Annotated in this window: 11 protein-coding genes; 5 read left to right on the top strand and 6 right to left on the bottom strand. The window is 69.3% G+C overall.

The features are described 5' to 3' along the window. The first annotated feature begins 39 nt into the window (after positions 1-39). Positions 40-474: a DUF4399 domain-containing protein gene (locus tag IPI43_30405; protein ID MBK7778372.1), complete on the top strand. Its 435-nt coding sequence runs from the start codon at positions 40-42 to the stop codon at positions 472-474. Positions 475-897: 423 nt separating this feature from the next. Here the strand turns inward: IPI43_30405 and pyk are convergent, their stop codons facing one another. Both pyk and IPI43_30395 read right to left on the bottom strand, forming a co-directional pair. After that, positions 898-2,325, bottom strand: a complete 1,428-nt coding sequence (pyk, locus tag IPI43_30400) for a pyruvate kinase (GenBank protein ID MBK7778371.1) — start codon at positions 2,323-2,325, stop codon at positions 898-900. A gap of 38 nt (positions 2,326-2,363) precedes the next feature. Continuing rightward, positions 2,364-2,960: a TetR/AcrR family transcriptional regulator gene (locus IPI43_30395; protein MBK7778370.1), complete on the bottom strand. Its 597-nt coding sequence runs from the start codon at positions 2,958-2,960 to the stop codon at positions 2,364-2,366. Between the two features lie 126 nt (positions 2,961-3,086). On the opposite strand from IPI43_30395, the gene IPI43_30390 reads away from it, so the two are divergent. The 4 genes from IPI43_30390 (at position 3,087) to IPI43_30375 (ending at position 8,758) form a co-directional block, all read left to right on the top strand. Then, positions 3,087-4,097, top strand: a complete 1,011-nt coding sequence (locus IPI43_30390; protein MBK7778369.1) for an SDR family NAD(P)-dependent oxidoreductase — start codon at positions 3,087-3,089, stop codon at positions 4,095-4,097. After that, a complete protein-coding gene (locus tag IPI43_30385) occupies positions 4,097-4,969 on the top strand; it encodes a TIGR03619 family F420-dependent LLM class oxidoreductase (protein ID MBK7778368.1) in 873 nt (290 codons plus the stop codon). Before IPI43_30390 ends, IPI43_30385 begins: the two co-directional genes overlap by 1 nt. A gap of 2,407 nt (positions 4,970-7,376) precedes the next feature. Next, positions 7,377-8,357, top strand: coding sequence for a hypothetical protein (locus IPI43_30380; GenBank protein ID MBK7778367.1), 981 nt, complete (start codon positions 7,377-7,379; stop codon positions 8,355-8,357). Next, positions 8,354-8,758 carry a hypothetical protein gene (locus tag IPI43_30375; protein MBK7778366.1) on the top strand — a complete coding sequence of 135 codons (405 nt, stop codon included), beginning with the start codon at positions 8,354-8,356 and terminating at the stop codon, positions 8,756-8,758. Before IPI43_30380 ends, IPI43_30375 begins: the two co-directional genes overlap by 4 nt. A 25-nt stretch (positions 8,759-8,783) precedes the next feature. Here IPI43_30375 and IPI43_30370 read toward each other — a convergent pair whose 3' ends face one another. The 4 genes from IPI43_30370 to IPI43_30355 form a co-directional block, all read right to left on the bottom strand. Then, on the bottom strand, positions 8,784-9,107 hold the full coding sequence (locus tag IPI43_30370) for a hypothetical protein (protein MBK7778365.1): 324 nt from the start codon (positions 9,105-9,107) through the stop codon (positions 8,784-8,786). A gap of 241 nt (positions 9,108-9,348) precedes the next feature. After that, a complete protein-coding gene (locus IPI43_30365) occupies positions 9,349-9,948 on the bottom strand; it encodes a hypothetical protein (GenBank protein MBK7778364.1) in 600 nt (199 codons plus the stop codon). 298 nt (positions 9,949-10,246) lie between these two features. After that, positions 10,247-10,732 (bottom strand): hypothetical protein, encoded by a 486-nt coding sequence (locus IPI43_30360; GenBank protein MBK7778363.1) that lies wholly within the window; start codon positions 10,730-10,732, stop codon positions 10,247-10,249. Positions 10,733-10,814: 82 nt separating this feature from the next. Then, entirely contained in the window at positions 10,815-11,258 is a 444-nt protein-coding gene (locus IPI43_30355) for an HAD family hydrolase (protein ID MBK7778362.1), read from the bottom strand. Between the last annotated feature and the right edge of the window lie 603 nt (positions 11,259-11,861).

Raw genomic sequence — 11,861 nt, 5'->3', positions numbered from 1 at the left:
GCAGCCCACGCGGCCCACGGTGAGGGTGTCCCGGCGCCCATGCCGGTCATCCCCGACACCGCGCGCGTCTTCTTCGTGACGCCCAGCGACGGGGCCACCGTGGTGGGGCCCATCTCCGACGGCAAGGTCACGGTCCACGTCCAGATGGGCGTCGAGGGTCTCACCGTCATGCCCGCCGGCACGCTCGCCGATGGCGGTGGCCACCACCACATCATCGTCGATGGCGACCCGGTGCCGCGCGGCACAGCGGTGCCGGCCGACGCGCAGCACATCCACTACGGTCTCGGTCAGACCGAGGCCGACCTGCAGCTCGAGCCCGGCCCGCACACGCTGCGCCTCCAGTTCGCCGACGGCGCCCACCGCTCGTACGGCAGCCAGGTGCACACGCTCATCCACGTGAACGTCGCGCGCGCGGACACGGGTGCTCCGGCCCCCGCGCCCGAGGCGCCAGCGGCAGAGGCTCCCACCGAGTAGTTGTGGTCTGGGTGGGCCGAGGTGCCCTCCTGAAAGGGCACCCACGGCTTGATTCTGAGGATTCAACACAAGTCTTGGCAGGCCCTGGCCAGCTTGAATCGGGCCTGTTTCAAGGGACATTGGCCCCTGGGCGTAAAGCCCGGCCAGCATCAGGCCCGGCGGCGGACTCCAGCCCCCTACCAGGGCCCGGACTGTGCAGTTCCAAGCAGGGGACGATTGATCGAGGCGCGGATCACGTTCTAGGCACATCCGACCTTGACACGCAGTCCGCCCGGAGGGCGGACTTCCGCATTCGACCAGGCCCGGATGCTGCCCCGGACTTCAGTCAGGGTGCCCATAGTGCTGCTCAGCAGCGGCCCCCAGCCAGATGTGTCGAATCAGGGGCTAACGCTCGAGCCGGGGGCAGCAGACCACGCCCCCGCCTCAGGCGTCGCGCACCTGGATGCTCGTCACCAGCTCTCCGCTGCTCGTGCGCACGTCGCTCACCACCACGAACTTGGCGCCGTCGGCCACGGGCACCTGCTCGCGGATGCGCGCCAGCGCGGCGTCGATGGTCTTCTGCGGGTCGTTCGACAGGCGCATCCGGAAGGGCACCACCCCGCGCAGCAGCGCGAGCTTGCGGCGGCTCGTGCTCATGTTCGTGAACGCGTAGATGGGCGTTCGCATGGGGCGATAGCTGGACACCAGCTGGCCGAACAGCCCGCGCCGCGTGACCACGATGATGCCCGCCGCGTGCATGGAGTCCGCCAGGCGGCACGCGCTCTGCGCGATGTGCTCGCGCTGCGTGGTGGTCGGCGGCCGCAGTGTGTAGAAGCCCAGGCTCGGCTCGCGCTCGATGCGCCGCGCGATGCGGTCCAGGATCTCCACGCAGCGGTCGGGGTACGCGCCGGTGGCCGTCTCGCCGCTGAGCATGATGGCGTCGGCCTGCTCGGTGATCGCGTTGGCCACGTCGGTCACCTCGGCGCGCGTGGGCATCGGGTTCTCGATCATGGACTCGAGCAAGTGCGTGGCCACGATGGACGGCTTGCCCGCGATGGCGCACTTCCGAACGATCATGCGCTGGATGACCGGCAGCTCCTCGAGGTCCACCTCCACACCGAGATCACCGCGCGCCACCATGATGCCGTCGGCCACCGCCAGGATCGCGTCGAAGTTGTCCACGCCCTCGCGGTTCTCGATCTTGGCGATGAGCTTCTGGTGGCCGCCCGCCTTCTCGATGAGCGCGCGCACCTCGAGGATGTCCTCGGGCCCGCGCACGAACGACAGCGCGATGAAGTCGAGGTCCTGCTCGATGGCGAACTGGATGTCCGTGCGGTCCTTCTTGGTGATGGACGGCAGGTTCACGTGCACGCCCGGCAGGTTCACGTGCTTGCGCGAGCCCAGCTTGCCGCCGTCACGCACGCGGCACTTCAGCCGGTGGTCCTCCACGGCCAGCACCTCCAGGTTGATGAGCCCGTTGTCCACGGTGACGATGTCGCCGCGCTTCAGGTCGCGCACCAGGTCCTGGTAGTTCACGTGCACGGTGTGCGCCTCGGCGTCGCCGGCCAGCACCGAGAAGTAGAAGACGTCGCCCTTCTTGAGGTCGATGGACTCGCTCAGCTCACCCGTGCGGATCTCGGGCCCCTGCAGGTCCATCAAGAGCGCCACCGGGTTGCCCAGCTTCTTGTTGAGGCTCTTGAGGTTGCGGATGGTCTTGAGGTGCGCCGGATGATCACCGTGCGACATGTTCAGGCGCGCTACGTCCATGCCGGCCTCCAACAGCCCGCGCAGGCCCTCGGAGGACCAGGTGGCGGGGCCGATGGTGCAGATGATCTTGGTGAGGCGTCGCTCGGGGCTGCGTGGAGGGGCCATGCGGCGAGCCTAGCAGGCTGGCGATTCGCCCGTGAACTTCAGGGCGTCGGGACGCCCCACAGCGCGTGCACCCACGTGCCCAGCACCACCATCAGCGCTTCACTGGGAGGTGCTCCCGCGCGCTCGTGCAAGGGCGCTAGCGTCACCAGACCCGACAGCATGGCGTGCACCGCGATGACCAAGGCCTGCGGTGTTACCGTGCGCTCGGCGATCGTGGCGGAGGGCGTAAGCTCCGCAGCGCGCGCGAGCAGCGGCCCATACCAGCGCTCCACGATGACCTCGAGCTCGGGGCCACGCGCCAGCGCAGCGTGCTGCACCAGGCGCGCCAGGTTGGGGCGCGCAAAGTACAGACCCACCACCGCCGCGAGGTTGCGCGTGGCCTCCGCGTGGTCGGTGGGGCGCACCAGCAGCGCGCTCATGGCCTCGGTGTGCGGCAAGAGCAGGCGCTCCAGCACGGCGGTGTACATGTCCTGCTTGCTGGGGAAGTGCTTGTAGAGGCTGGGCGTGCGGATGCCCACCCGGTCCGCGATGGCGCTCAGGCTGGCGGCCTCGTAGCCCACCTGCGCGAACGTGTCCTCGGCGGCGTCCAGGATGCGCTCGCGGGTCGACAGGGCAGGGGTGGGCTCTTTGGGCATCGGGGATCCTCGCCTGCTCACCCGCCCTTGATCTCCGGCGCGGGCTGGGCTACTCAGTGGTGGCTAACGGCTACTAGCTAATAGCCAAGCTAGCGCCGCCCGCCTCCGAACGCAACCGAGAGCCCCATGCAGCAACGCCACGACAACCCCGTCTCCGCCATCTGGACCGCCATCCGCGAGAACCTGGGCCGCAAGAACGCGAAGAACCTCATCCCCGGCGCGCTGCCCAGCGACCGGCTCGAGGGGCGCACGGTGATGGTGACCGGCAGCAACTCGGGCCTGGGCAAGGCCGTGGCGGTGGAGCTGGCCTCGCGCGGCGCCCGCGTGATCATGCCGTGCCGCGGTGGCATCCCCGAGGCCGGCCAGGAGGTGCGCGCGCGCAGCGGCAACCCCCAGATCGAGATGATCTCGGTGGACCTCTCGGACCTCGCGAGCGTGCACAAGCTGTGCGACACGCTGCGCGACCGCGGCGAGCGCATCGACATCTTGGTGAGCAACGCCGGCGTGGTGCCCAAAGAGGGCCGCAAGTCCGCGCAGGGCTTCGAGCTGATGGTGGCCGTGAACTGCCTGGCGCCCACGGTGCTGGTGGACCGCCTGCTGCGCGACGGAGTGATCCCCAACGACACGCACGCCAACAACGGGCCCGCCAAGGGTCAGCCGCGCTCGCGCATCGTGTTCGTGTCGAGCGAGGCGCACCGCACCGCGACGGCGCTGGACCTGCCGGGCCTCGCGCGCTTCGAGGACTTCGGCATCCGCGACGCCATGCGCTACTACGGGCGCAGCAAGCTGTGCCTCAGCACCTACGCGGTGGAGCTGTCGCGCCGCTTGAAGAAGTCGGACGGGACGCCCGACGTGGCGGTGCATCACCTGTGCCCCGGGCCGGTGGACACCAACATGGCGCGTGACGCACCCAACTGGGCGAAGCCCCTGCTCAAGGCGGTCATGGGCGTGGCGTTCAACTCGCCCGAAGTCGCGGCGGAGCCCGTGACGTACCTGGCGGTGGCCAAGGGCATCGAGGGGCGCACCGGCATGTACCTGCACATGCGCGCCGAGAAGCCCTGCAGCGAGCTGGCGCTCGAGCCCGCCGCTGGCAAGGCGCTGTGGGACGCCACGCGCGAGATGGGGGCGCGGGTCTGATGCGCTTCTCCTACGCCGAGTCCATGTGCGACCCCAGCTTCTACATGCCGCTCGCCAAGGCGGCCGAAGAAGCGGGCTACACGTCGGTCACCATCCCCGACAGCATCTGCTACCCCGAGGACTCCGAGTCGAAGTACCCGTACAACGGCACCGGGGACCGCGCGTTCCTGTCGGACAAGCCGTTCATCGAGCCCTTCTCGCTCATCCCCGCGCTGGGCGCCGTGACGTCTACCATCCGCTTCACCACCTTCGTCGTGAAGCTGCCCATCCGCTCGCCGGTGCTCGTGGCCAAGTCGGTCAGCTCGGTGGCGGTGCTCACCAACGACCGCTTCGGCTTCGGCGTGGGCCTGAGCCCCTGGCCCGAGGACTTCGAGGTCACCTTCACGGAGTGGAAGACCCGCGGCAAGCGCATGGACGAGATGATCGCCATCATCCGCGGGCTCCTGCGCGGCGAGTTCTTCGCCTACGAAGGCCAGCACTACACGCTGCCCAGCATCAAGATTTGCCCCGCGCCGAAGAAGCCGGTGCCCATCCTGATCGGCGGCCACGCCGAAGCGGCATTGAAGCGCGCGGCCTACCTCGGCGACGGCTGGATGTTCGCGGGCGGGGCGCCCGAAGAGCTCTCGCGCTGCCTCGACCGGCTCGCCGTGCTGCGCCGTGAAGCGGGCCGCGAGAACGAGCCCTTCGAGATCCACGCGGGCTCCATGGACGCGTTCAAGCTGGACGGCGTGAAGCGTTTGGAGGACCAGGGCATCACGGACGTGATCGTGGGGTTCCGCAACGCGTACGACAACGCGCCGGACATCCAGCCGCTGGACGTGAAGATCGGCGCGCTGCGGAAGTACGCGGACAAGATCATCTCCAAGCTGTGATCGGATTGGTTCCGAGGTGGTACACCCTAGCTGATGCGCACAGGCCCTCCCGCCGGTCCAGACCTCGCGCTCCTCAAGAGTGAGCAGCGCCCGCGGACAGGGCCTGGATCCTCACCCGGGGCGCGTCGCCGCGGCGGTTAGGGTGTCCCCCACGGGTGTGGGAGGCCGACGTCCAGACCATCCAGGAGCCCCGCTACCACGCCAAGCCCCCGCAGGGCGGCCGTGCGGGCACGCGACGGGGCCGGCCAGCAGCGGCCGGGCTCCCCGCCCGTGCGTCTCGACACCTGCGGCCGGGCGCTTCGCGGTCGAGGTCAGGCTCGCCGTCACGTCGTCATCGAGGGCGTGCCGGTTCGCGCGCGAGGCTCACCGCGTCTGGCGTCGCTCCGCGCGTCGGGCTGCGACATGGACGCGGTGCCCGCCGTCGAAGAACGGTGCTGGCGCAGCGCGGCGCTCTTCGCGCCGCCGGCGTTTGCGCCCGAAGTGCGCCTCGGAACGCTGTACGGGGCGGGCTTCGCGGCCGGTGATGTCGGTGCTGCGGGGCGCGGGCTGCCAGCGGACCGGCGGCCCCTACGGCGGCACGTTCTGGACGGCGTTCGACGACCTCGACCCACGCACGGGGACGCAGTCGGCGGACGTCTCGACCCCGCGAAAGCTCGGCGCGGCCGGTCACCGAGTCGATCCGGCGCGCCTCGCCAGAGCAAGCGGTGCACTGGGCCCCGCACAGCGCGTCGAAATTCCCGGTGGGTCGGTCTCCTGCGGCCGTAGGACGTCGCCGAGTTCGTTGCGCACAAGCGTCCGCGGGCAACGAAAGTGGACGGTGCGGATCACCACTCCGTCATCGCCGCTCCGCTCCACCGGCTCCGCGCCCGTCCCGCGGTCTCGACGTCGCGCAGCGACCGGAAGACTGTGGATGGCGCGCAGGGGTCGCCTCAAGTGATCGGGATTCCCAAGCGAGGTCGAGCACCACGACGCTGGAGAGTTCAGGGCTCGTCACGATCCGGATGGCCTCGGCGTCATCGAGCTGGTTCTTGCGAACGTCGAGCGTGACCAGCGCGTTCAGGGAGCAGCGCGCGGGCCCAGCCCAGGCTGTCAGGCGTGCCGTGCGAGCTCTTCACCCGTGGTGGCGGATGGGCGCGAGCGATGGCAACACGCGCGCGGCCTGCGCGAGTTGCTCCGCGTTGACCTCCACGTACTCCACGAAGCCTGCATGGTACTCGATGGGGTTCACCGGGCGGACGATCGGCGCCGCCCACTCCGAAACCGCGCCGGTGCGCCAGAAGCTTCGCGCGCAGTGGCGGCCTGGGAGCGGCGGCTCGTTCGCGCACGCGGCGTCGCGCATGGCGAGCTGGCAGTCGATCCAGCCTCGGCGCGCTCGGCATCGCTCGCACGCACCGCGTCGGCGTAGGCGCGACGCGGTGATGGATCGGCGGGCGAAGCAATCACGTTGGCGAGCAGGCGCGCGAGATCGGTCATGGCTTGGTTCCTGGGGGAGCAGCAGGGGCGGGAACTGGGAGACACCGAATAGTGAAGGTCGCCCAGCGGACCTGTCGAGGTGCTCACCTCCGACCCCGACATGGCTCTTGCGCTAGACTTGCGGGGGTACTCCCCACGCCACGCGTCCCGAGCCTCCGTCCAGGACAGCCATGAACCGTCGACCTCCACACGCCCGCATAGTATCCTCGCTCCCGTCTCTTTCTCGTGCCTCATGTTCGCGGCGTCGGCACGCACGTCCTCGCGCTACGCCGCGGAGTTTCGAATCGTGCACGTGCGGGCCACGGACTCCGTCGCCACGCAGCTCGCCACACACGCGTGCGTGGTCTGTCAGCCACCGTCGCCTCAGGGTTCCGTCTTCGTCAGAGCGACCCGGACGTTCCCAGTCCGCCATCGATGGCGTCGTCCCGCAGGACGACTCTGGCTCGATGCGCTGAGCCTCGCTTCGAGTCGCCAGCCAGGAGGCGCCGGAGTTTCTGCAGGAGTGCGTGGCCGACTTCGGCTGCGTTCGATACTCGTATGCCGAGCAGCGCGAGATCCTCCCGAGCATCTTGACCGTGGCGGCGGCCCATGGTGCGCCCATGCTGGCGGATGGGTCGCCCATTCGGTGTGACGATCCCATCGTCGACGCCACGCAGGGTCGCCGGCATGACGACTCGGCTGTCGGCCACTCAGCACGTCTACGAGAACTACCTGGGCCAGACGACGGGACTCGCCATGCTGAATCCCGGTTACAACCGCAACGCCGACGACTTGCCAACCTGACCTGTCCGACGAGATGTCCGTCGCCCTGATCGACTACGTCTTCGAGCAGAAGCTGTTCGTGGTCTTCCTCATCAACGGCTGCATCGACGGCAACCCGAGAGAGGGCTCTTGTCCAGCATCGTGAACGAGCGGGTGGGAGACCCCGCTGCCGGTGTACGGCTACAACGACTCCTGGCTGGTTCAGGGCTACCTCTACGAGGCCCAGACCCGTTGCCTCCCGAGCGCGAACATGGGGGCGATCCCGACGCGCACCTCCAACCTGTCTTTCTTCGGGAGCCGTCGCCCGCCGATCCGACGCGCGGCTGAGCTTCCGCACAATGCACCGCAGGCTGTCTCCTATGATCCCACCAAGGTCTACGTGGCCTTCGTCGTCGGAGATGGTGACAACGTCCGGTACATCATGTCGACCCGGCGAGACTGGATGGAGGAGCGACTCGACCGGTGCGCCGGCGCAAGCCCGGCGTGCCCACCCCTCACCTGGACGATCTCGCCCCACCTTCCCGAGCTCGCCCCCGACGTACTCGAGTGGTACTACGAAGCGGCGGAGTCCACGGGCTCGGACTACTTCGCGCTGCCGCCCAGCGGACACCTCTACGCGTATCCAGGGGTCCATGCCGCCCGAGCAGCAGGAGCAGTCGTCGCCAACACCGAGAGCGTCGCAGAGCTCCTGGGGACACGCAGCGTCGTGCACTGGGAGTGGTTCACCAACTGGAGGGGGGCCCTCAGCGGCTTCCTCCCGCGATACGCGCACGAGGGCGGACAGATTCAGGGGGTCTTCCCGGTCAACGTGCCATACCTGGTCGATATGTTCGCTGCGTGGCCGGCCGAGCAGCAGTACGAGCGCATCACCGGCTCCGACGGCTCGGCCGTGGTGATCTTCCGCTCGCGTTCATGGCGCGGCGTGGACGACAGGGACTCCTTCCACCCCGGCTCAGGCCATGTCCGAGCGCCTCGCCGCGCTCCCCCCCGGCTCGGTCACGTGGGTCTACATGACCAGCGACGGTGGTCTCACGCTCGAAAACTCGTACACCGCGCTCACGCAGATCCTGCCATCCAACGTGGTGCTCGTCTCCGCCGACGCGGCGGCGCAGCTCGCGGTCGCCGCCAGCGCGCCGTAGCTGCGGAACGTTGATCGCCGAGAACGAGATGCAGGAACAAACCATCGAGTACGACGAGGGCAAGGTCACCTTGAGCATGCCCCAGCCCGGAATCTTCGCGAGCGAAGTCATCGGCTACATGCGCGTCGAAGAAGCGCGCGCGTTCATCGCCTATGGCGACCAAATCATCAACCAGCACGGAAAGCTCCGCGGCTTTCACGATTGGACGGCCGTGATGGGGTACACCAACGAGTGCCACCTCGTGACGACCGGATGGTCGATGCGCAGGCTTGCGCAGCTCGAAGAGGTCCATATCGCGCTCCACTCGCCCCTGGTCCGCGCGGCGGTGGCGGTGGCCAACATCGGGCTCCGAGGGCGCATCACGATGCATCACTCGGTGGAGTCGCTGTTGGCGGCCCGCGCCGCGGCCCGCTGACCGGTGACGTGACGCAGGCAGGCTGTCAGTCGATCGGCTCGAGGTCCGCGCCGTAGTACGCGCCACGGTGCAGGTCGGTGCAGCCCTGCGTCACGGCCCGGATGTGCTCAGCCACATCGCTGCGTGCGGCCTCACAAGCGGCGGACTCGCGCGGCTCGAAGGTCGTGTCATGGGCCTCCTCCAAGCGGTAGGCGCGGCCCTCCACGATCACGCGGTAGGTGCAGAGCAGGTAGCTGGCCCCGTGGGACTCCGCGACCCACTGCTCGTAGTGCTCGGGCGACAGCGCGTCGACGGCGGCTCGGGTGGCTGGTGTGGACCGGTAGCCGCGGAAAGCCTCGGAGGAGAGCACCGCGTCGACGCGGACGTCGCACGCTGGTTCCGCCCGCCCGGCGGGGTCTCGGCCTCGGCCGCGGGCGACTGCGGCTCCACCGTAGTCGGCTCCGTCGTGGCTGGCACGCAGCTCGGGGCGCACCCGAGCAGGGCGACCAGCACCCACCCCGCGCGCCACGGCCCGCGCTGCGCCCGCGCTTTGAACGTGTGCTCGCTGAGCAGTGGTTGGATGTCGAACAAGGGCATGCCCCTACGGCCCATCAAAAGTGACGCTGAGCGTGGCGGCACCGGTCGGCCTCCGCGTTGCTCCAGCGGATCTTCTGGGAGCTGCTCGGCGCGAGGCGCGGCGATGCGAGCGACAGCACCTGCATTGCCGAGCTGGACGCGGGCACGGTGACGACCACGCTGGCTCCCGGCGCGAGCGTCGAGAGGTCCCCGGCGCAGCCCTGCGGCGTGCAGACCTGCACCTCGTAGGGGCAGTAGGCCACGCCGGTGTTCTCGACGGTGACGGCCAGGTCACCGGTGCCGAGCCGAGTCACGGTGGTCGCGGTGAACTTGTAGCCCATGAGCTGCGAGGCCGTGAGCAGGGCTGCGCGGCCGATGCTGCCGTCGTAGGCGTTCGAGCCCAACATGTAGTCGAGACCCAGGCGCGCGGCCTGCGCCCCGAGACCTTCGCCGTTGCCGCAGTCGTGCGGCGGCATGGCCCAGGAGCCGTTGCTGTTGCACCCGCTCCAGAAGGCCTCGCCTCCCCACCCGTGTCGCCGGTGGAGGGAGAGCTGCCTGGCCGGCGCGGCCTCTTGCCGCCAGTTGCCCGGGCTGTCGTGGTTGGCCTCGAGCAGCGTGTCGTCGAAGAAGCCCACGCGCGCCGTGTCGAGGACGCGTCCGCCGACCCGAAGAAGCCGTGGCTCTGCGCGGCGTCGAGCGACACGGAGCAGAGCAGGTCCGACGAGCCGGTCCCGAAGCCGTCCAGGTAGTGCTCGATCATGGTCTTCTGGAAGGCGTCCGACGGGAAGCTCGCGGCCGTGTACGGGCCTCCATCGAGGTGGTGCTCGCCCCACAAGCCCACGAGGCCCATCTGGATGTAGGCCACCCGCTGGTCATCACGGTAGCGCACGGCGAACGCATCGATGAACTGCAGGATGCAGCTCTGCACGGCGGTCAGGTCCCAGCGCGGGTTCTCGTACGTGTCGCCGTCGTAGCTGAAGTTGCTGGTGGCCAGGTCCGAGGGGCGTAGCTCCCGGCGCCGTAGCCCGGTCCGATGACGACGGGGCGCAGGATGGCTTGATGCCCGCGCGCCGCCACGTTCACGAGGAAGGCGTCCACCTGCGTCCAGTCGGGCGCAGCGGAGCACGTGGCATACACATCCGACAGCCCGATGAACGCCCACTCCATGGCGAGCACGTCGGCGTTCTCGGTCGTCTCCCACGCGACCCCGCCGGTGAAGGGGTTCACGAAGCCGTGGTCCTCGAACGTGAAGACGCGCGTGTTCGGGCCAGCGTCCGTGACCGTCCCCGTGTCGGTGTTCGTGCCGCCGTCGTCTGTGTGCCGGTGCCCCGGTCCACAGCCCACCGCGAGGAAGACGACGAGCAGTAGATTCGCGGTAAGGGGGATGCGCGTGGAGGCATGGTGGTGTCGAGGCGTCACGCAAGACAGCGTAGCACCCGTGGCCGCGCCCTCCGACGAAGGAGACCGCCATGCCCCACCGAGAACTCACCGCGCGGTGGCTTCAGCCGTGCTCGGCCAACCACGCGGGCAGCTCGGCCGCGCTCTCGAGGCGATGGCTCGCGGGCACGATGCGCTCCCACGCGACGGCTCCCTCGGGTCCGGTAGCCACGGCCACGAACACCACCCCAGCCGAGGAGGCGGCGAGCTGGTCGTCCACCCGGTCGCCCACGTAGAGGCTCTGCTCGGGGCGCGCGCCGGCCTGCCAGACCGGCTCGAAGCAGCGCGGGTCGGGCTTGGTCACGGGCTGGTCCTCGAAGGCGAAGATGCCGTGAAAGTGCTCGGCGGCGAGCCCCGCCTGCTGCATGCGCAGGGAGAGGAGCCTGCGTGAGCGCTTGGTGACGATCCAAAGTCGGTGTCCGCGCTCGCGCAGCTGCCCGAGCGAATCCAGCACCCCCGTGACGGGCGGGTACACATACTCGTGCGTCAGTTCCGCGTAGCGCGCCACGGAACGGGTCGAGGTCCGTGTCGGGCCACATGCGCTCGAGCGTGCGCTCCCACGTGTTCAGGTACACCACGCCAGCTCGTCGCGTGAGGGCACGCGCATGCGAAGCTCCTCCGCCACGCGCTGGTGGCCGCCACATAGGGTGCGAAGGAGTCGATCGGCGTGTCGTCCAGATCGAAGATGAGGTCTGGGTAGCGCATTGCCGAGCCGTAGCAGGCCGTGCTCGGGGCGCCACAAGCCGATGTGGGCCGACACCGATGCGATGGCCCGCGCTCTCTGCAGGCGACGTGGCGGAGTGTTCGCTGTCGCACTTCCGCACGAAGGCGTGCTCGTCTCGACGCCGTGAGGGCGGCGCGGCGGGCAGGCTGGGGCCACTAGAACATCACTGGTCGTGTCCGACCGTCCGCTTCACTGCCCAGGCCTCCACCGACGAGTCGAAGCGGGCCGGGCCGGCCGTTCTCCTCCCAGCAGATACCCGACTCGGGCAGCAGCCAGCGGTCGTCCGTGCGGTGAAGGCCCGCTTCGCCGTCGCGTTGGAGCGTCGCGCGGCGCCGGCGCCGGTACCACCGGTCGACCGCCGCAGCGATGAGCAGGGAGCACGCAGAC

It is taken from the genome of Sandaracinaceae bacterium (assembly GCA_016706685.1).
Lineage (GTDB): Bacteria > Myxococcota_A > Polyangia > Polyangiales > Houyiibacteriaceae > JADJJE01.
This window is presented reverse-complemented; position numbering and strand designations above follow the sequence as displayed.